This is a genomic window from Desulfosarcina variabilis str. Montpellier, assembly GCF_048565275.1.
Taxonomy (GTDB): Bacteria; Desulfobacterota; Desulfobacteria; order Desulfobacterales; family Desulfosarcinaceae; genus Desulfosarcina; species Desulfosarcina variabilis.
Genome location: NZ_CP159846.1, coordinates 5,179,008 through 5,196,719 on the forward strand (window position 1 = coordinate 5,179,008; position 17,712 = coordinate 5,196,719).

Below are 17,712 nucleotides of genomic sequence, written 5' to 3' on the forward strand. Positions count from 1 at the left end.
CTGGAAAACAGCGCCGCCGGTCTGAAGACCGGCCACCGTTTTCCAGTCTAATATTTAGCGGTTTCGGTGTGCACCGGCCGTGCCGCCGCATCCTTTCGCCCGGCTCCCATGCGCCGCCATATCTGCCCGCAGACAAAGGGAACCAGGCTCATGGCCATGATCAGCAGCCACCCCCCGGGTCCGGGCGGCACCGTCCGCAGCAAATCCGACAAACCGGGCAGATAGACCGCGGCGACCAGCAGGCCGGCGCATAGTCCGATCGACCCGGCGATGTACGGATTGCGGACAATCTCGTTGTCCAGCAGCCTGCTTTGCGGGTGGCGCAGGTTGAAAACGAACCAGAGCTTGCCGAAAGCCAGAGTCAAAAAGGAAATCGTCACCGCGCGGTGACTCTCGGCACCCATCGGATAGAATGCGATCGAAAGGGCCGTCAGGACACAGATCGCGATCAGCACAGCCCACCCGGCCACCGCCTTCCAGTGGTCGCGGGTCAGGACCGATTCGGCACGGGGCCGGGGCGGCTGTTTCATGATTCCCTGGCTGCCCGGCCCGATGGCCAGGGCCAGGGCGGGAAAGACATCGGTAATCACGTTCAGGTAGAGGATCTGCAACGGATACAGCGGAAGCGGCAGATTGGAGAGGCTTCCGGCCACCGAGGCGGCGGCCGTATTTTTAACGTTGGCCTGCCTGAAACCCGATCCGGCGCGTGGCTACGTGCTGGCCATGACTCTGGCGGCCGTCACCCTGGTGACCGCCATCACCTGTGCGACCATGCATGGCGACCTGTTCGGCGGTGTGTATCGCGTGGATCTGTTCTCCCAAACTTTCAAAGCCCTGTTGGCCATGGGATTTTTTCTGGTGGTGGTCCTGTGCGACGATTTTGGCGGTATTGCTCCCACACACCATGCCGAAGCCACCTTCCTGCTCAGTGTGTGTACCCTGTCGATGATGGTGCTGGCCTCGGCCGTGCATCTTCTGGCCATCATCCTGGCCCTTGAATTGTCCAGCTATTCGCTTTATCTGCTGGTTTTCATGCGCAGTGACCGACGATTGGAAATGACTGCCGGACTACGTTATTTTCTGGTGGGCGCCAGTGCCTCGGCCATTATGCTTTTTGGCCTGGCGTTGATATATGGAGCCACGGGCGCCATGCATGTCGACCAGCTGATCGTGATGCTGGCCGGCCGCTTGGACCAGCCCATGGTGGCCGGCGGACTGCTGCTCACCCTGGCGGGTTTCTTTTTCAAACTGGCGGTGTTTCCCTTCCATTTCTGGGCCCCCGACGCCTATGAAGGTGCGCCCAACCCCGTGGCGGCGTTCATTGCCGCCGTATCCAAGGTGGCTGCCATCGCCATTTTGCTGCGTCTCGTCTCCCTTGCCGGCGGGGGCGGCGATATGCTGGCCAGGGGCATGATGGCCATGGCCGTGGTGTCCATGACCGTGGGTAATCTTGCAGCCATCGCCCAGAAGGACTTCAAACGCCTGATAGCTTTTTCCAGCGTGGCGCATGCCGGCTACCTGCTATTGGCCATGCTGTGCATGACCCCGGCGGGATATGCGGCGGCCATGTTTTATGGTGCGGCGGTACTGGTCATGAAATTCACCTGTTTCATGGTCATGATCCGGGTGGCCGCCGATGGCCGCAACCTTCAGATCAGTGAACTGGCCGGCCTGCATCGTCGCGAGCCGCTGCTGGCCCTGGCGTTGATGCTGGCCCTGTTCGTCCTGGGGGGCATTCCACCCACGATCGGTTTTTCCGGCAAACTCTTCATTTTTGTCGCCGCCATGCAAAAAGGCTATCTGCTGCTGGTGATCATCGCCATGGCCAATGTGGTCATCTCCCTCTACTACTACCTGATGGTGCTGAAGGCTGCCTACCTCGACGAGCCAGTTGATCCGGTGCCGGCCATCGACCTGAGTCTCACCCACCGCTTGCTGGCCACGTCCATGATTGTCCTGATTATCGGCATAGGATTCTACCCGGCCCCTTTGCTGGACTGGGTGCAGGCCGCCGTGCAGGGACTCCCCTGATCGTTCCAATGAATGGGATCGGATAAACTCAAAAATTTGATTATTTTGATTAATATATTGATATCATCAAAATATTGGGATTTATAAATACGGTGGGTTCACGTCGATTCAATTTATTTTCAGGCAGATAACCATCTACATACCATCGGCACACTCTTTGATTCTCCATATTAAAATGAAAGATGACCCGAAAACACGCGACTGTTTTTAAGGGTAATTACATCAACGATCACAAAAACGCATATCAATAGGGGTGTACCATGATCGAGAATAGCAATACCAAAGAAATCCAGAAAGACGAACATGCATCGGCAATGGAGGAAAACGACGACCAATCCTGCTGTGTCTACATTGACGCCTGTGGTTGTTATGTCGACCCGTGCTGCTGCTCATCCGCATATGTCGCCCCAGCCAGCGCATGCTGCTGTTAAGGAGTACGAATAGAGTAAAACATGCGATATAGAAACAGCGTTGGCTTCAGGGTGCAATTAAAAAGCAAAAAGGATCATAAGAAGTTACCATCTATGTCTCAACCAAGCGACGTAACCGTTAGGCAGATTATGGTCCGAAACCAAACGAAAGGATAATCCAATGACAAATATACCAACCAGAGACATAACCGGTAAATGCGAAGGTGAATGCCGGGATCGCGTTTTCGAAGGTGAACAGGAACGCCAGGATTTCATCAATGCGTCCTCAAAAGGGTATGACACGCCGGCTGAGCATTCACCGTCCTGGACTGCAAACCGAAACGATCCACCGGGTACGATGGGTGGCCGTATTTAGCGAAGCTGTAAATTAAAGTTTCTCAATCCATCCATTATTTATTGGGTTGATGCTCAGGTCAGGCTTACCAGTCGGGAAAAAATAATAGTATGTAGAATCACCACACCGGCAGCGTTCGTTGATCAAATCGGAATGGCTGTTCAATTAAGCGAAAGCGTCGTTTATTTGAGCGGCCTTTTTGATTCACTCCGTTTTGCCTTTGATCTGCTTCATTCGCCATTGTTTTGATGCGGTATTGATGCTAAGTTCACAAAGAGTGCTTATACAGTTGGTATTTAACAATTGGGAGCGGATCCAAACCGTTTTTTGATAATAGAATGGAAAACAAATTAAATTAACTAAATTTTTTCAATAAATTAGCGGCGGTTACATGCGTTACCACGGTGTCATCGAATTTCACTGACATAACATTCGACGCAAGCTCAGCCGAAGCGCTGACTTGGAATCCCACTTTGATTTTAGGGTTAGCATCCAAGGATCATGATAGGAATGGAGACTGTATTCTTAAAAGTTACATCAAACGTTCTTTCCTATGTTGGTGAAGCCGACACACAAAAGCAAATATCAATCAAAGCATCTTCATCATTATTAACAGAAAAAATAATATTAGCGAATAAAACCAATAAATTGTTGATTAGAATTGCGAACTCAATTGACCTCGTACTTGGGGATACTGGTGCAATATGGCGTTCACACAATCAAAAATATGAAAAAGAATTTGATACTCTGTTTCATTTTTTACGTAATTATCCTGATCAAGAATTTGAGTTTATATGTTCAATAAAATAATGCGAGTTGCAGTATTCATAAATTACTAACTGCACAGGGCTAAGTTGCCTAAGAGCTATAATCGACAGGCCTGATTATACAGGTATCTTTCCAACTAACCTTGAAATCACAAAGACTTGTGTTTTTTTCTATTAACAACCGCGCCGGGTTCTAAATAAATCACTAACATTACAATAAGATACCACAGGTCTCGCCCGCCCTTCCTGCGTTGTTGTTTCTCACCCTGCAGCCAACCGGTCCGTGCCTCATCTTCAAATATCGCACGGCAGCTCGACGGTACCAGGTGATGGCCGAAATCGAAAAATAGAGAACGAACCATAGCACTACCGAGCATCTTTTTTCAATCTTCATATCCGGAGCTATCTTCGTATTTAAGTACGGACCTATAAATTGTCGAGAATTGGTTTTTTAGGTCTATGCATGAAAATTACCGTCTGTATGGCCGATTTGTCAATTTCCCTTGTTGTCGCCGCCTTCAAGATCTCCTAAATCGTCATGCGATGGGAAAGTTAAAGGGCCGGACGGTGCAACCAAGTTGCTTATACTCTCCCCGGCACCTTTAGAAACCCAATACGCAACTTGCGGATAGAAATTTCTTTATGTTTGATAGAAAGAACATACCACATAATGTTCTTAGCTTTTGTTTACTGCTATGTAGGAAATAAAATTAAATTTCAGTATGATAGGCCACTTCATACAAGATCTTGTGGCCTGCTTTTCCCGGAAAAATAAACGCTTTGGTCTGCATATCTTTACTGATCAAGTTGGAAGGGGTGAAACCGGAAACCGGCATCACCCCTTTTTACATCAGCCATAAATATTCTCAATCCATCGGATCGCTTCCACATCGCTGATCGTTCCCAGATACCTTTGTGTGGTCGAAAGATTCGCGTGCCGGAGGATGACTTTTGAAATAATTTCAATAGGTACGCCAGATCGACTTGCATAGGTGGCAGAATGCCGACGCAGGTCATGAGGTCTGAGTTTAACACCGACCAGTTTGCCGGATTTGATCACCATCATTCTGGCAGCCTCATAAGTAATCGGGAATATCCGATCACTGGATGCATTGCACACCTGCAGCGCGTATTCACGCAGCCGATCCCCCACTTTCTGTGGGATGAATACAAATTCGTATTCCTTGCCGCTTTTGGGCTCACGCAGAACCAGTTTGCGGCCCTGCAGATCTCCCAATCGTAGTTTCAGTACTTCACCAATGCGCATGCCGCCTCGGGCCATTAATTCTAGGATCAATCGATTTCGAACCTTGGTGGTGCGGAAGATGATTTCGTCAATGGTTTCCTTTTCGATGATTTTCCACCTCAAAGGCACCCTCTCCCGATACAATTTTCGGATCATGGGTCTATCGCATGGATTAAGAAGTTCGGGATCGATATTATTGCGGACGAAGTTGAAGAAAGAAGAGAGCTGGGAATAACGGATTCGCTTGGTGTAGGGTTTGTTTCCTTCGGTAAGACGGTTCAGGTAGGTCAGAATTTGTTCCGGAGTGACTTGGTCAACGGGCCCGTCACCGAATTCCTGGATAAACCGTTCGATGATGGCCCGGTAGGCTCGCACCGTATTTTTTTTTCGAATGGGTCTTGTGGTAATCGATCCAGATTTTGGCTGCTTTGGAAAGTTTCATAGCCTTCCTCCTTGGGTTAAAGGGTTCACGATACGGGTAGTACCCAAGATAATCGTATGATATCCAGTTGCTAAATGCAAATTCTGCGTGATCCCTGATATTTAAATGCGATGGCAAGTAAACCCAAGTTCGAGCTGGGTCCGTTTTTGTGGGATAGCCAGAGCGTACGTATGTGGCCCGACGAATGACGTGGTGATGGTGACGTTTTTAGAATTTCCAAACCAGGATCCCAATATGAAGCCATTGATTCAGGGGGCGATCGACTGCATTGAATCAGATCTTTTGAAATTATTCTTGACAAAGATTCATGGAGAATTAATTTTTACTACGTTTCGTTAATTGGCGAATTAAAGGATATAATATGCTTTCCTTCATGAATATCACCAAAGCCCTGTCTGACGAAAACAGAATCAGAATCCTGATGGCACTGCATGCCAATGACGAGTTGTGCGTTTGCAACATCAACGAACTGCTTGAACTGGCCCCTTCGACGGTATCCAAGCACTTGTTTCTGCTGAAAAATGCACGATTACTAAAGGCACGCAAAGATGGGCGTTGGATGTATTACCGATTGAACCGCGATCAGGATGCGTCAGAAATAGTAACTCAAGCACTGAACTGGATTGTTAACTCGGTTTCGAATGAACCGGTGATCAAGGCGGATCGTGAAAAGCTTGAGCGTATGCTGTCTGTAGCTTTGGAAACAGCTTGCGCACGTTAATTGATGCAAGCCAACATTCCCTCAAAAATTACGCGGAGGGTACTATGAGCGGACAACACAAAATTTTGTTCATCTGCCAGCACAACAGCGGGCGAAGTCAGATCGCCGAGGCCTACCTAAAGAAATTTGCCGGTGAAGCCATTGCAGTTGAAAGTGCGGGTCTTGTGCCCGCTGAAAAGGTTAATCCACTGGTGGTCGAGGTGATGCAAGAGGAAGGCATCGACCTTTCAGGGAAACAACCGCAGAGTGTTTTTGACCTTTTCAAAGCAGGAAATCTCTATGATCACGTGATCACGGTTTGCCATGATTCCGAATCCCAATGCCCCATATTTCCCGGCATCACCAAGCGCTGGCATCTGCCATTTCCTGATCCCGCCAAGGTGGAGGGTACCATAGAGGAAAAACTCGTCAAAGTTAGAGAAATCAGAGATGCGATTAAAAATTGGCTGTCAGATCCCCAGGAGGGGACATTTTCGTACAAAACCCTCAAACGACGCTGATACGATAGTTGTATTGGTGGGAACCTCATGAAAACTGCTAACAATGTTATTCAGGGCAGATAGAGGATTTAGCGATGGATGAATCACAAACCCCAAAACTCTCATTTTTGGACCGGTTTCTAACCCTGTGGATTTTTCTGGCGATGTTTGTCGGCGTGATCGGCGGGTATCTCTTCCCTGACGTTCGCAACGTGATTGACTATTTCCAGGTGGGAACCACCAACATTCCCATCGCCGTTGGTTTGATTCTGATGATGTACCCACCTCTGGCCAAGGTAAGGTACGAACAACTGCCGCAGGTATTCCGTAACGTCAAGGTGTTGGTCCTTTCCCTGATCCAAAACTGGGTCATCGGTCCGATATTGATGTTCCTGCTGGCCATCGCCTTTCTCTCCGGTCACCATGAGTACATGGTCGGTCTGATCCTCATTGGTCTGGCCCGCTGCATCGCCATGGTGATCGTATGGAATGACCTGGCGGCCGGAGACCGTGAATACTGCGCCGGCCTGGTGGCATTCAATTCCATTTTTCAGGTGCTGTTTTTTTCGGTCTACGCCTATGTGTTCATCACGGTGCTTCCGCAATGGTTTGGCATGGAGGGCATGGTGGTGAAAATTTCCATCGGCCAGATTGCCGAGAGTGTCTTCATTTATTTGGGCATCCCGTTCCTCGGTGGGATGGCTTCCCGCTTCATCGGTTTGAAGCTCAAAGGTGCCCAATGGTATGAACAAACCTTCATTCCCAAAATCAGTCCGATAACCTTGATTGCGCTGCTGTTCACCATCCTGGTCATGTTTTCCCTCAAAGGGGAGCATATCGTGCAGCTTCCCCTGGACGTGTTTCGTATCGCCATCCCGCTTTGCATTTATTTCGTGGCGATGTTTTTTGTGTCATTCTACCTGTCCATGAAGGTTGGGGCCACTTACGAACAGTCCACCACGCTGAGTTTTACCGCTGCCTCAAATAACTTCGAACTCGCCATCGCCGTGGCCGTGGCCGTGTTCGGCATCGATTCCGGACAGGCGTTTGCCGCCGTGATCGGTCCGCTGGTCGAAGTGCCAGTATTGATCGCCCTGGTGAATGTCGCGTTCTGGTTCAAGCGTAGGTATTTTCCCCATGCCGTCAATACGGTCACCGGCGTCTGCCATGTCCGCCACCGGCCTACTGGATTGGAGGAATGCAACTGATTCAGTTTGAAGATGGAGCAACCGAAACGAACGGACAAATCAATATGCAACCCTATACAGTATTTCCCAACCCACCTATCGAGGACAACGGCCCTGTTTGCAGGTCCTTTTTGAGCATGGGTATCCACGATTTCCATCAGGCCTGCGGATACGTGCATGAACTGCCCTACGGCTATAATTCCGACCGTGACGATCTGATGATTCTGTTTAAGGAAAAGATGGGCAGCTGTACTACCAAGCATGCGGTCATTGCCGCGCTGGCGGCCGAAATGGAAATCGCTGTCGAAAAACACATCGGCGTCTATCCAATGACTGAAGCGCTCGTGACCGGAGCGAATGCAATCCTGGATCGATTTAAGCTGCCCTATCTGCCCATGGTGCACTGTTTCCTTGTTTTCGAAGAGCACTGGATTGATCTTTCCGAAGGCAACCAAAATGGAAAGAACGGTCCGATTGATGATTTTCTTTACACGGAAAAGGTCATAGCAAACATACCCGGCAAGGATGAATATCTGCTTTATCGAAGGGCGCTCAACGAGCATGTCCTTACACGTCCGGAATTTTATGACATAAACATAAAAACCATTCTCAAGGCTCGGGAGGAAGGACTCTCCCTTTTGAGAGCAAATATCCAGCAATGAGGAGATCCACCATGAAAAATGAAAATGCCGACATTCTTCGCCAATTGGTAAGAAGTCGATATGCCCAGACAGTAACCGGAAAGGGCTGCGGATGCACACCCAATGCTGTTGGCGGGTGTTGCGGTTCCAGTTCAGACAGCATTGAACAAGTCAACCGGTTAATGGGTTACTCCGCTGATGAATTAAAGAGCGTCATAAAAGGTGCCAACCTTGGCTTGGGCTGCGGCAACCCGACGGCCATCGGTGAACTCAAGCCCGGTGATGTTGTGCTGGATTTGGGCAGCGGGGCGGGATTCGACTGCTTTCTTGCAGCTCAACAGGTCGGGAAAAACGGCCGCGTCATTGGTGTAGACATGACGCCTGAGATGGTCTCCAAGGCCAGGGAGAACGCGGTGAAAATGGGCGTGAACAATGTGGCGTTTCGATTGGGGGAGATCGAACACCTTCCTGTGGCCGACAACAGCGTGGATATCATCATTTCCAACTGTGTGATCAACCTTTCGCCCGAAAAGCGACAGGTTTTCCGGGATGCTTACCGCGTGTTGAAACCGGGAGGACGCCTGTTCGTTTCCGATGTCGTCGCGACAGCCGAAATGCCTGATTCCCTGCGCGAACAGGCGGCGATGATGACCGGATGCATCGCTGGCGCTGAACATATTGATCAGATCCAATATTATTTGGAGGAAGTGGGATTCAAGAATGTTAAAATCGAACTCAAAGGCCGCAGCAAGGAGTTGGTCAGCGGATGGTTTCCTGGAAGCGGGGCCGAAAATTTTGTGGCGTCGGCCGATATTCGTGCCGTAAAGCCAAAGTAGATTGATGGCAAGAACCTACTCTGAATTCTTATACTATTTTTTGAATTGCCTACGATTGGTATTAATCGAAAATCATGCGATCATTTTCAGATTGCGACAGTATTAACAAGGGTGAACCACTAACCGGATCCACTCTTCTTGGATTAGACCTATATCAGACCAGGATATCCAGATGCTAAATGCAAATTCAGCTGATCCCTGATACTTAAACTCGATGGCAGAAAGCACAAGGAAAGCTATGGTACGTTTTTTGTGGGATAGCCAGAACGTACTGGTGGCCATGAAGATTCTTGCCACTGATCCGAGGCACATCTATCCTAACATTTGGCAATGATGCGATTCGAAAGCTTATCTCAAAATTTGGAATCAAGCCAAACCTAATAGCAGATACCAGATCGCCCGATTCCCGGACTTGACATATCCAGGCTTATTACTATTGTGATGAATAGACCGACCGGTCTATTCATAGTCACCAACTCAAACAGGAGACGAAAAATGAAGATATCCAAAGACGCAGTGACAGTTCAGTTGGAGATTCCGGGCGCCGTAATCCGTCAGCAAAAGGGCTTCGGCGAGGCCGGCGAATTCGGTACCATCAGCAGCGAGTACTTCACACTCGCGGCAGGGGTCGATACCACTCCTCTGTTCCAGGGGTTGGACGGTGATAGCTGCCAGTGCCCCCACTGGGGCTTCGTGCTGAGTGGCCGCCTTACCACCACCGACACGGACGGCCAGCAGGAGTCGGTCGCCGCGAACGATTTGTTCTACTGGCCACCCGGGCACAATGTGAGGGTCGACGCCGACGCGGAAATCATCATGTTCAGCCCCCAGCGAGAGCACAGCCACGTCATTGAGCACATGGCCGAAAAGCTGAACGGATAGCCGGGGCCCAGGGGGTGGCGTGGACGGCCGACGCCACTCCCTTCTCCCTTTCACGGCCGAAGGAGGCGTAATGAGTATAGAGTCGTCAACGCGCGAGCGCCTGATCGCCACAGGCCTGCCCATGATCTTGGAACGAGGATACAACGGCCTCGGCCTGCAGTCCCTGCTGTCGGCGGCGGGCGTCCCGAAAGGGTCCTTCTACCACCATTTCCGTGACAAGGAGGACTTCGCGCTCCAGGTCGTCGATGCCTATATGCGGGAGGTGCACGCAGGCCTCGACGCCTGCCTCGGAGACCCTTCAGTCAATCCGCTCGACCGGGTACGCCGTTTTTTCGCATCGACACAGCAAATCTACCGCCATCAGGGGTACATGGGCTGCCTGCTTGGAGGGCTCGGCCAGGAGCTTTCGGGGGTAAGCGATGCCTTCCGGCTGAAGATCGAAGAGTGCTTCACAGAGATCGCCACCCGCCTGGCCGTCTGCCTTAACGAGGCACGGGAGTGTGGCGACCTCCCGGCCACCTCCGATCCGCAGCAGCTGGCCACCCTACTGGTCGACTGCTGGGAGGGCGCGGCGCTACGAAGCCGGCTGCAGCGTGATCATGCCCCCCTGGAGGCGATGCTCGAATTCTATTTCCGGTCAGCGGGCAAATCCTGACACAGGAAGGAGAGTCCGAGTTCTCGCACAGGACCGAAGTTGGCGAAGTGGGCAATCCGCCGTGCCTAGTAGACATCTATGGGATATCAATGTGAGCTTAAAGAAATATGGAAATATCATGGTGAAATTGGTTAAGTATACACCAACGTTCGCCTTGCTCGTATTCGTTACTTTTACAACAGCCTGTTCCAGCATTGCGATAAGAACGGCAATTGAAATCAATGCGCCAACTGAAGAGGTGTATGCTGTTCTTTCAGACTTGGACTCGTATCCAAAATGGAATCCGTATCATCGGAAAGTGGAAGGAAAGTTTGAGGAAGGCGCTCAGCTAAAAATATATGTCTTGCGTCCTGACGGAAAGAAAGCTGAAGTGCCTCCCCACATGTTGCGTATCGTTGAAAACGAAGAAATTACCTGGGGAGGTGGCATCCGTGGAATATTCCATGCCTATCCGGATGTTGCCCATACAAGGTTAAAAATGCTGTTATCATACATGAATTTTATAGTATACCATTTGGACATCAATCCTATTAATGCCTGTATTTACAGTAAATTATTACCTATTCAAGAATCGCTTTGTGCGTTAAGCGGATAGGCATGGAATATTCTATGGTGTACATAGCTTTTTATTGAAGTCGGAAGCCCCAGGTAAAACACTGTTAAAACACAATGAAGATTTCTCCGGCATAGCCATTGGATTCGCGGATTTGCCTCCAGATGTAATCGCCGAAGGTTACCACCAAATGAATAAAGCGTTGAAAGTGCTGTTAGAGGCTAAAAAGTAATGTAGGTGGGTTTGACAATCCAGCGCTGACAAAGGAGGAATTATGCCAAAAGACCACAAGATTTCCAGGCGCACCTTCCTCGCCGCAGCAGGCGGTACAATAGTAAGCATAGGTTTGCCGGGAGCTTTCATTAAACTCCCTGATGTGGAGCAGCGTGCTCTGGCAGCCAGCATCAGACCGGACGGCAGGCCGCGACTTCCTCCTGGGCAGGAGGCAGTCGCAAAGCTTCCAGATATGGGCGGCACACCTGGAAGTGCTACTGTTTCGAAATGGAGCCTGCGTGTCCATGGTGAGGTGGAAAGACCGGTCGTCCTTTCCTACGAAGAGCTGCTCAACCTGGACCAGGAGGATGTTATCTGTGATATTCATTGTGTCACTGGTTGGACGCTTCTGGATTCTAAATGGAGTGGTGTTCGCCTGGCAACCATCATAGACAAAGTTAGGCCTCGCAAAAGCGGAGGCTTTATCATTTTTGAGGCTGCCGGTGGATACACTAGCAACGTTCCCATAAGTGAAGCCCGAAAGGAGAACGTGATCCTTGCGCACAGTTTCTTTGGTGAGAAACTGCCGCAGGCACACGGCGCCCCTGTACGTGTTGTGATCCCTGATCGCTACTTCTACAAAAGTGCCAAGTGGATAGAGGCTGTCAAGGTCACCGTTCGCGATGAGCCCGGATTTTGGGAAAGCCAAAGTTACAGCAACTCAGCTGATCCATGGAAGGAAGAACGTTTCCAATAGAGGTATCGAAGCGAGTGTCCATATAGGATTGAGTTCCTTCTTGGGGTCAAGGGTTTATGATTGGGGCAGCACCCAAGGAAAGCCTATGATATCCAGATGCTAAATACAAATTCAGCTGATCCCTGATACTTAAACTCGATGGCAGAAAGCACAAGGAAAGCTATGGTACGTTTTTTGTGGGATAGCCAGAACATAATTGGTTGGCAGTGAAAATTTTTGCCATTGATCTGAGAAAGATCTCTACCAACATCTGACAATGGTGCGATTTGTAAGCGATCGTGTTTGAAACTCAGGAATAGGATAATTATTTTTAAACTTTCCGGTCCAGCGGCAGCACTTTTCGCCGTCCGCTGGAACCGGTTAGCTAAAAATTCTTTACTTTGGAACTTTGTCCAGCGGAATACCCAGTGCGTCGGCCCCACCTTCGCCGTAGGCCGGGTCCGCCTTCAGGCAGTTGCTGATGTGGCGAATCTTGATCATCTCAGGCACATCGTCCATAGCCCGGGCGGTACTTCCGAACAGTGCCTCTTGTTGCTCTTTGTTCATCAGGCTAAATAGCTTGCCCGGCTGGGTATAGTAATCGCTGTCGTCTTCACGGGCGTTCCAGTGGGCCGCGGCTCCGCTCAGTTCCAGAGGCGGTTCAGAGAAATCAGGCTGTTCCTGCCACTCACCATAACTGTTGGGCTCATAGCCAAGCATTGATCCGTAGTTGCCGTCCACCCGCATCTGGCCATCACGGTGATAACTATGGAAAGGACAACGAGCCTTATTCACCGGGATAAGGTGATGGTTGACGCCTAACCGGTAGCGCTGAGTGTCGCCGTAGGAAAAAAGCCTTCCTTGGAGCATCTTGTCGGGGGAGAAGCCGATGCCCGGCACCACATTGGCCGGATTAAACGCCGACTGCTCCACCTCGGCAAAATAGTTTTCCGGGTTCTTGTTAAGCTCCATAACCCCCACCTCGATAAGGGGAAAATCCTTTTTATACCAGACTTTGGTCAGGTCAAAAGGATTGTATGGGTGTTTGGCGGCCTGTTGCTCGGTCATAATCTGGACGGACAGGGTCCAGCGCGGAAACTCGCCTTTCTCGATGGAGTAGTATAGGTCGCGTTGATTGCTCTCACGGCATTTGCCGATCACCGCCTCGCGGCAATGAGGCTCATTCATAAGAGGGGGATAAAGGCGGGAAAGGTATTGCGGGGTTGCAATATTTTGGTTTAGGATTTTCAGGTGCTCGGAATTTGTCGCCAGGTCTTTCAGGCAGTCAGGACAATAAAACTCATTCCAGACGTAGCCGGAATTCTGATAGTCTTTCAGGATGACGTGATACAGGTCGGCCAATGAGGATCCCCTCCTTTCTGTGAGTTGTTGATTGGTTGTTTTATAAGAAGAAAACTGAGGGCACTTGTGTCGGATACGTTAAACATGAGCTATTTTGTCATGGTCAATACGCAAGACAGGTGCTCAAACGCCTATTTTATGATCCCAGTAACGAGCTGGTCGAGAGCTTAAGCTGTATGTGTCGTAGTGTGCAAAATGACTTGAGGAATTTTTCTGAGAATTATACCATAGGAAGGAATTTTGGACGTAAAAAAGGCGACCTGTCAGTGTGACGGGGTCGCCTTGGTAGATATCTTATTGTAAAAGAATTGATTTCGCACTTAAACGATTATAATGAAAATTGAATAATATCAGCTTATACGAAATCTAATGTGTTAATACTATTTATACTTTGCTACTTCAACGGTGTACTTACATTTTGCCCATCCACGTCCAGAAGAATGCCCTTTAGGGCTCCTTGCATGAGCTTGTAAGGTTATCGTTCTCGGTTGCTTTATTTCAGTATTCGGAATCACTTCGACATAATCATCCCAGCCAAGACGGCAATCATGTTCACTTCCACTCCCACTTGTTTCGCCGCCCTTAAGTGTCTTTTCGGCAAAAACGTGGCCATCTGCTGCTGTTATCCTTGTTATAGCTGAATCACAGCCATGTCTTACGCCATCAATACCAGTTTCTTTAGTTGTGCATTCTGCTACTATTTCTTGTGTTGTATTCATAATTTCACCTATAATTTATAGAATTTGCAAACAAATATACGAAAAATGAAAAATGCCCATCCACAAGAAGAGATCAATAAATACAGTAGACGTTCAGTTCGAAAGGAAAGCGTAATTTTGATTTTCACAATAGCTTATAATGCAAAGAAAATAGATCAATTTTTCTTGATGTCAATGTTGCAATAGGGTGGGTCAGTGAAAGCCAAAGGGTGCATTGGCTGTATCAGTGCACATGTTCATGCCCCTCACCGTTCCGTCATTAATACCTTCCCAATTATTTGACCACTGAAAAAGAAAGAGAGCCTTCATGGCCGTATAATATGAATAGCGGCCAGTGGTCTTAGGATTGCGAATGAACATGATATCAAAGGAGATATGAGCGATGGGAAGACGAAAAAAGAAGTGGCCGAAGGGAATGAAACCCAAGCTTCACCAAGGCGGGGTGCTGAACGACAGAGGCATCAATATTGATAACGTGATTCCAAAGATTGTGCGGGAGGGAAGGACCTTTACCACTAGGCTGATGGATAAGAACGATCCGTATAATTTGCGTGGGAGGTATTAAAGGAATGAATAATTACGGGTCTTTTCTATCCGGCGGGCAAAAACTTCAAAAGCATTTTCCTTACCGGCGTTTAGACCATTGCCAGTGTTTGATTGATAACCATCAAGAACTCTTCTAAAGTAAACGGTTTTTCAATAGCTGCGGTCGCTCCCAGTTTCATTGCGTAATTTAAATAGCTTTCCGAACAGATCCTTCCTCCACCAGAAAGGGCAATGACTTTAGCATTGCAATTCATTTGCCTGAGTTCGAACAGGGTTTCAATTCCATCTTTACCTGGCATTAGCAGATCCGTAACCACCAAATCAGGACCATATTCCCCATATTGCTTAATTGCCTCGTCTCCACCGGAGGCCTCTATCACCGAATAACCTTCATTCTCAAGGATTGCTCGCATTACTTTTCTTATAGAAGCTTCATCATCTACAATCAGTATTGATTTCATCCTTTTAAGCCTCGACCGGTTATTATCAGGAAAAAAGTGAGCTGACGCAATCTATTATATCTATCGCAAAAGTAAAAACTAAAGATATTTTTAATAGCACGATGCATTACCCATGGCAAGGTATTGTATTCACGTGATTATCTACATGTTTCGTTAACTATCACAGTATGGATATTTTTGAGTTAAACATTCCACCCCCTCACAAATCATTACCATGCATTTTCCAAAACTGACAAAGAGCCAATCACTTCTTTTCTATCAGGATTTTATTAATTATTTTAATAAAGAACTATTAATATGAACAATTGACAATGAGAGGCAGCTATACGTATTTTGACTATTATGGTATAGTTCAAAGTGGTCGTATAAGGGCTTCATCGAATCTGGCTTTTCATCTGGTTTAAAACTGCAGCACTCAACCTGATTTACATATTGATATAATGCCCAAAATGCCTACAAAACCTTTTACAGCACTTCTGTTCGTTATTTTTAGCTTACTATCACGTCCTGCTCCGTTGCAGGCAATGGACGAAATTTTATTCGTCTATTTTGATAAGTTCGAACCCTTTAGTTGGGCCATAGATGGGGAAATGAAGGGTATTTTTGTTGATGCGGTTAATGAAATATTCCAAAACCGATTAAAAATGAGAGTGAATCACAGTGGCTTCCCGTGGATCAGAGCACAGCGAATGGTTAAAACAGGTGCGGCAGACGGAATGTGCACGATAAGTACATGTGAACGCTCAAATTACACCTTCCCTACCGAATTTTCTATCATAGAAACCGAATTTAAAATCTACACTGGATCAGATAATATCAGATTGAAAGAATTAAAAAAAATTAGTTTAATACCAGAGCTGAAAGGATTTCGAATAATTGATATGCTCGGGAGTGGTTGGGCCGAATCTTATTTAACTGAATACGATGTGCAATATGAAAAGACATATAATCGTTTGTTTATACTTCTTGAAAATAACAGATACGATGTTTCAATCCGAAATAACATTCAGACAAATTATCTGATAAATAAACTTGGATACGAGGACAAGATAGTTGAACTTCCGCAATCAATCGTTCCAGAGAAAGAGTCGTATCGTATCTTGATTAGTCATAATTCTGAACTCGCAAAACATTTAAAAGAGATAAACGATGTGCTAAGGGAAATGCATGCAGACGGGACTCTTTCTCGTATTAAAGACAAATATTTGGTAAAATCCGAATTACAATAATTGATTTAACACCTATGTTTATTAAGGGTCAAGAATAGCTCAAGTGTTATCTCGATAATTCGTGGATAGCTGCGGGCCTCCCAAAAAAATATCCCTGTCCGATATCAAAGCCGAGCTGTTGACAAATCTGTGCTTCATCAGAGCATTCGACACCTTCAGCAAGGGTAAGGATTCCAAGATCATGAGAGGCTTTAATAAAAGTTGAAATCATCTGATGTAATCGCTTTGGAGCAAGGTGAATTTTGCGAACTAAAGAGATATCAAACTTTAGGTAATCTGGTGGTGTATTAGAAAGCTCCACCAAACGAGTTTGCCCGACACCAAAATCATCAAAAGCCAATCCTATTTCTATTTTCTCCAATGAATCACGTAAGATGTTAAGATCATTTGCTCCAGCGGCAGCTTTTTCATTTATTTCCAATACAACCTTGTTTGAAGGGGAAATGTCACTAATCTTTTTCATAGATACCAGTAATTTATCTATTTCATGAAGTTCGAACTTGGTTGAATTGACAAATAATAATGGAGAGCCAGGTAAATTTTTTCCAATTTTGACCCCGACCTCACGGAAGAGAGCACTCAATTCAGAGCCGTATCCCAAGCACTGTGCTATGTCTAACAATTCAGCAGGGTTTGATGGTAATCTTTCATCGGTGACGCGTCCAAGAATTTCGTATCCCAATTTAGTCATATCTGAAAATCTTAATAACGGTTGGAAATGAGGAATTACATTACGCCCGCTAAGTAGCTCCTGAATGGTTGGCTCAAAAGATGACAAATCCAAATCCGTCAGTTGTTCCGAAAGGGTCTCGCAGATAGTCTCGCTATCTGTATCAGGAGAGGATGACGAAATGGATTGAATCCTGAATTTGTATTTACCAATTGAAAGAATATCATTTGGTTCGAGAAGTTGGGCCTGTTCGATCTTATTTTGGTTGACAAATGTGCCATTAGTACTTTTAAGGTCACGAATCCACAAAAAATCACCACTTATACGAATTTCGCTGTGATATCTGGAGATACGCTGATCGGCTAATTTAAGATTGGAGTCATCAGCACGACCAATAATAAAGGGAACCGACGCGATATTGATCATCCATTCCCTATCTGAGTTAGACAAAGACTCTAAATACCATTGCATCTGCTATCCTTAAAATGTTTTTGAAAAACATGTTATTAAGTTTCCTAATAAGCTTTGATTCTTCAATTTTTATCAAGATTTGAGTATTATATGGTTTTAT

Annotated in this window: 19 protein-coding genes and 1 pseudogene; 14 read left to right on the forward strand and 6 right to left on the reverse strand. The window is 47.3% G+C overall.

Annotated elements, in window-relative coordinates; translation table 11 throughout:
- Nucleotides 1-47: 47 nt before the first annotated feature.
- Nucleotides 48-653 carry a cation transporting ATPase C-terminal domain-containing protein gene (locus Dvar_RS23380; RefSeq protein WP_419655534.1) on the reverse strand — a complete coding sequence of 202 codons (606 nt, stop codon included), beginning with the start codon at nt 651-653 and terminating at the stop codon, nt 48-50.
- Between Dvar_RS23380 and Dvar_RS23385 the strand changes: the two genes are divergently transcribed.
- The 4 genes from Dvar_RS23385 (at nt 634) to Dvar_RS23400 (ending at nt 3,606) form a co-directional block, all read left to right on the forward strand.
- Complete coding sequence (locus Dvar_RS23385) at nt 634-2,031, forward strand: NADH-quinone oxidoreductase subunit N (RefSeq protein ID WP_419655535.1); 1,398 nt, start codon at nt 634-636, stop codon at nt 2,029-2,031. The two genes, Dvar_RS23380 and Dvar_RS23385, sit on opposite strands and share 20 nt — an antisense overlap.
- Before the next feature lie 260 nt (nt 2,032-2,291).
- Nucleotides 2,292-2,462, forward strand: a complete 171-nt coding sequence (locus Dvar_RS23390; RefSeq protein WP_419655536.1) for a hypothetical protein — start codon at nt 2,292-2,294, stop codon at nt 2,460-2,462.
- Nucleotides 2,463-2,622: 160 nt separating this feature from the next.
- Nucleotides 2,623-2,817, forward strand: a complete 195-nt coding sequence (locus tag Dvar_RS23395) for a hypothetical protein (RefSeq protein WP_419655537.1) — start codon at nt 2,623-2,625, stop codon at nt 2,815-2,817.
- 489 nt (nt 2,818-3,306) lie between these two features.
- Nucleotides 3,307-3,606, forward strand: coding sequence for a hypothetical protein (locus Dvar_RS23400; protein ID WP_419655538.1), 300 nt, complete (start codon nt 3,307-3,309; stop codon nt 3,604-3,606).
- 807 nt (nt 3,607-4,413) lie between these two features.
- On the opposite strand, the gene Dvar_RS23405 is transcribed toward Dvar_RS23400, so the two are convergent.
- Nucleotides 4,414-5,184: a tyrosine-type recombinase/integrase gene (locus Dvar_RS23405; RefSeq protein ID WP_419655539.1), complete on the reverse strand. Its 771-nt coding sequence runs from the start codon at nt 5,182-5,184 to the stop codon at nt 4,414-4,416.
- Nucleotides 5,185-5,612: 428 nt separating this feature from the next.
- Between Dvar_RS23405 and Dvar_RS23410 the strand changes: the two genes are divergently transcribed.
- From Dvar_RS23410 to Dvar_RS23450, 9 genes are all read left to right on the forward strand, one after another.
- Complete coding sequence (locus tag Dvar_RS23410; protein WP_419655540.1) at nt 5,613-5,972, forward strand: ArsR/SmtB family transcription factor; 360 nt, start codon at nt 5,613-5,615, stop codon at nt 5,970-5,972.
- Between the two features lie 44 nt (nt 5,973-6,016).
- Complete coding sequence (locus Dvar_RS23415) at nt 6,017-6,472, forward strand: arsenate reductase ArsC (protein WP_419655541.1); 456 nt, start codon at nt 6,017-6,019, stop codon at nt 6,470-6,472.
- Between the two features lie 74 nt (nt 6,473-6,546).
- Nucleotides 6,547-7,659, forward strand: coding sequence for an ACR3 family arsenite efflux transporter (gene arsB / locus Dvar_RS23420; RefSeq protein ID WP_419655542.1), 1,113 nt, complete (start codon nt 6,547-6,549; stop codon nt 7,657-7,659).
- Between the two features lie 44 nt (nt 7,660-7,703).
- Nucleotides 7,704-8,300, forward strand: coding sequence for a hypothetical protein (locus tag Dvar_RS23425; RefSeq protein WP_419655543.1), 597 nt, complete (start codon nt 7,704-7,706; stop codon nt 8,298-8,300).
- Nucleotides 8,301-8,311: 11 nt separating this feature from the next.
- Entirely contained in the window at nt 8,312-9,115 is an 804-nt protein-coding gene (locus Dvar_RS23430; protein WP_419655544.1) for an arsenite methyltransferase, read from the forward strand.
- Between the two features lie 495 nt (nt 9,116-9,610).
- Complete coding sequence (locus tag Dvar_RS23435) at nt 9,611-9,997, forward strand: hypothetical protein (RefSeq protein ID WP_419655545.1); 387 nt, start codon at nt 9,611-9,613, stop codon at nt 9,995-9,997.
- A 70-nt stretch (nt 9,998-10,067) separates the two neighbouring features.
- Complete coding sequence (locus Dvar_RS23440; RefSeq protein ID WP_419655546.1) at nt 10,068-10,652, forward strand: TetR family transcriptional regulator C-terminal domain-containing protein; 585 nt, start codon at nt 10,068-10,070, stop codon at nt 10,650-10,652.
- 91 nt (nt 10,653-10,743) lie between these two features.
- Nucleotides 10,744-11,247 carry an SRPBCC family protein gene (locus Dvar_RS23445; RefSeq protein WP_419655547.1) on the forward strand — a complete coding sequence of 168 codons (504 nt, stop codon included), beginning with the start codon at nt 10,744-10,746 and terminating at the stop codon, nt 11,245-11,247.
- A gap of 232 nt (nt 11,248-11,479) precedes the next feature.
- Nucleotides 11,480-12,175, forward strand: coding sequence for a molybdopterin-dependent oxidoreductase (locus Dvar_RS23450; protein WP_419655548.1), 696 nt, complete (start codon nt 11,480-11,482; stop codon nt 12,173-12,175).
- A gap of 375 nt (nt 12,176-12,550) precedes the next feature.
- On the opposite strand, the pseudogene Dvar_RS23455 reads toward Dvar_RS23450, so the two are convergent.
- The 3 genes and pseudogenes from Dvar_RS23455 to Dvar_RS23465 all read right to left on the reverse strand — a co-directional run.
- Nucleotides 12,551-13,315 (reverse strand): annotated as a pseudogene (locus tag Dvar_RS23455) (catalase); the annotation flags it as partial.
- 581 nt (nt 13,316-13,896) lie between these two features.
- Entirely contained in the window at nt 13,897-14,235 is a 339-nt protein-coding gene (locus Dvar_RS23460; protein ID WP_419655549.1) for a hypothetical protein, read from the reverse strand.
- Nucleotides 14,236-14,870: 635 nt separating this feature from the next.
- Complete coding sequence (locus tag Dvar_RS23465; RefSeq protein WP_419655550.1) at nt 14,871-15,242, reverse strand: response regulator; 372 nt, start codon at nt 15,240-15,242, stop codon at nt 14,871-14,873.
- Nucleotides 15,243-15,691: 449 nt separating this feature from the next.
- On the opposite strand from Dvar_RS23465, the gene Dvar_RS23470 reads away from it, so the two are divergent.
- A complete protein-coding gene (locus Dvar_RS23470; protein WP_419655551.1) occupies nt 15,692-16,471 on the forward strand; it encodes a substrate-binding periplasmic protein in 780 nt (259 codons plus the stop codon).
- 46 nt (nt 16,472-16,517) lie between these two features.
- Here the strand turns inward: Dvar_RS23470 and Dvar_RS23475 are convergent, their stop codons facing one another.
- Complete coding sequence (locus tag Dvar_RS23475) at nt 16,518-17,612, reverse strand: EAL domain-containing protein (protein WP_419655552.1); 1,095 nt, start codon at nt 17,610-17,612, stop codon at nt 16,518-16,520.
- Nucleotides 17,613-17,712 lie beyond the last annotated feature (100 nt).

What these genes read in the sequence shown, in the direction of transcription:
- Dvar_RS23390 (WP_419655536.1), top strand. Translation starts at nt 2,292, where the DNA reads ATGATCGAGAATAGCAATACCAAAGAAATCCAGAAAGACGAACATGCA.
- Dvar_RS23395 (WP_419655537.1), top strand. Translation starts at nt 2,623, where the DNA reads ATGACAAATATACCAACCAGAGACATAACCGGTAAATGCGAAGGTGAA.
- Dvar_RS23400 (WP_419655538.1), top strand. Translation starts at nt 3,307, where the DNA reads ATGGAGACTGTATTCTTAAAAGTTACATCAAACGTTCTTTCCTATGTT.
- Dvar_RS23410 (WP_419655540.1), top strand. Translation starts at nt 5,613, where the DNA reads ATGCTTTCCTTCATGAATATCACCAAAGCCCTGTCTGACGAAAACAGA.
- Dvar_RS23415 (WP_419655541.1), top strand. Translation starts at nt 6,017, where the DNA reads ATGAGCGGACAACACAAAATTTTGTTCATCTGCCAGCACAACAGCGGG.
- arsB (WP_419655542.1), top strand. Translation starts at nt 6,547, where the DNA reads ATGGATGAATCACAAACCCCAAAACTCTCATTTTTGGACCGGTTTCTA.
- Dvar_RS23425 (WP_419655543.1), top strand. Translation starts at nt 7,704, where the DNA reads ATGCAACCCTATACAGTATTTCCCAACCCACCTATCGAGGACAACGGC.
- Dvar_RS23430 (WP_419655544.1), top strand. Translation starts at nt 8,312, where the DNA reads ATGAAAAATGAAAATGCCGACATTCTTCGCCAATTGGTAAGAAGTCGA.
- Dvar_RS23435 (WP_419655545.1), top strand. Translation starts at nt 9,611, where the DNA reads ATGAAGATATCCAAAGACGCAGTGACAGTTCAGTTGGAGATTCCGGGC.
- Dvar_RS23440 (WP_419655546.1), top strand. Translation starts at nt 10,068, where the DNA reads ATGAGTATAGAGTCGTCAACGCGCGAGCGCCTGATCGCCACAGGCCTG.
- Dvar_RS23450 (WP_419655548.1), top strand. Translation starts at nt 11,480, where the DNA reads ATGCCAAAAGACCACAAGATTTCCAGGCGCACCTTCCTCGCCGCAGCA.
- Dvar_RS23460 (WP_419655549.1), bottom strand. Translation starts at nt 14,235, where the DNA reads ATGAATACAACACAAGAAATAGTAGCAGAATGCACAACTAAAGAAACT.
- Dvar_RS23465 (WP_419655550.1), bottom strand. Translation starts at nt 15,242, where the DNA reads ATGAAATCAATACTGATTGTAGATGATGAAGCTTCTATAAGAAAAGTA.
- Dvar_RS23470 (WP_419655551.1), top strand. Translation starts at nt 15,692, where the DNA reads ATGCCTACAAAACCTTTTACAGCACTTCTGTTCGTTATTTTTAGCTTA.
- Dvar_RS23475 (WP_419655552.1), bottom strand. Translation starts at nt 17,612, where the DNA reads ATGCAATGGTATTTAGAGTCTTTGTCTAACTCAGATAGGGAATGGATG.